This window comes from Mobilicoccus sp. (assembly GCF_032060985.1).
In the GTDB taxonomy this organism is placed as follows: domain Bacteria; phylum Actinomycetota; class Actinomycetes; order Actinomycetales; family Dermatophilaceae; genus Mobilicoccus.
Window position 1 is genome coordinate 60,106 of sequence record NZ_DAMBGD010000024.1, and the last position, 1,377, is coordinate 61,482.

A 1,377-nucleotide genomic window follows, 5' to 3' on the forward strand; every position below is an offset into this window, starting at 1 on the left:
CGCGCCGTTCCCGTGTCGGTACACGGGAGCCGACCGAGACCGACGGATACGAGTTCGCTGGTGAAGAGGTCAATTCCGCGGCAGCGGCGCCGATGGGGGTCGTGCAAGCTCCCCGCCGACCCGCCCCGACCTGGTCGTCCCATACCCGAGGATGTCGATGAATACCGCACTCGCCCCCGCCCCCGCACCCACCACTGCCGCTCACCCGAGTGGCGGCGGGCGCTCCTGGTCGACGACCGCGCGGATCCTCCTCGCCGTCGCCGTCGCGATGCTGGCGACGCTGATCGTCGGGGCCGTCGGCACGGCCGGTGTCCGCTCCCTCGCCGCCGACAACGCGCACATGTACGAGGAGCACCTCGACTCCATCATCAAGGCCGACGCTCTCAAGTACGACAACACGAACATGCGTCTCGTCTCGGCGACGCAGCTCATCGCCAGCGACGAGGCCAGCCGCAAACAGGCCACCGACCAGCGCACCGTGATCATCGAGCGGCTGGTCGCCAACTCGAAGGCGTTCACCGAGCGGCCCACCCTCAGCGACGGGGCTCGCGCGGCGGCGGTCGAGGCCGACAAGAGCATCCACACCTACGTCGAGGCCCTCGGGCAGGGCGACGCACTGTTCATGGCCGGAAAGCTCAAGGAGGTCAACGCGCTCCGCGCCCAGACGCTCGTGCCCGCCGGTGAGCAGGTGACGAAGAGCCTCGACGAGGTCTCCTCGATCGTGCACTCCGAGGCGGCGCAGGCCAATGAGGAGGGTCGGCGGACCGCGCGCAACGCCACGATCGCGATCGTCGTCGTCGCGGCCCTCGGCGTCCTGCTGTCCCTGGTCGTCGCGCGCTACGTCGGCGGCCGGATCGCCCACCGCGTCCGCCGGATCCAGGACGTCGCCGAGGCCGCGGCGCGCGGGGACCTCACCCGGCGCACGGAGGTCGGCTCCTCCGACGAGACCGGTCAGGCCGCCGCCGCGCTCGACTCCGCCTTGGACCACATGCGGGCCCTCATCGTCCAGGTCTCCGAGTCCTCGAACCAGGTCGCCGACACCGTCGCCGGGCTGCGCCGCCGCGCCGGCGAGGTGTCGAGCAGCTCGATGACGTCCTCGACCCAGGCCGGGTCGATCTCGGGCGCAGCCGGGCACGTCTCACAGAACGTCCAGACCGTCGCCGCGGGCACCGAGGAGATGACCGCGAGCATCCGCGAGATCTCCAAGAGCGCGAACGATGCCGCCGAGGTCGCGGCCCTCGCGGTCGACGTCGCCGACAGGACGAACGAGACCGTGGGCAAGCTCGGCACCTCCAGCGTCGAGATCGGCAACGTCATCAAGACGATCACCTCGATCGCCGAGCAGACCAACCTGCTCGCGCTCAACGCGACGATCGA

Annotated in this window: 1 protein-coding gene; it reads left to right on the plus strand. The window is 70.6% G+C overall.

Translation table 11 applies throughout. The features are described from left to right. Positions 1–157: 157 nt before the first annotated feature. Positions 158–1,377 (plus strand): methyl-accepting chemotaxis protein (locus RT054_RS15740; RefSeq protein WP_313025473.1); only part of this gene is annotated, 1,220 nt, incomplete at its 3' end.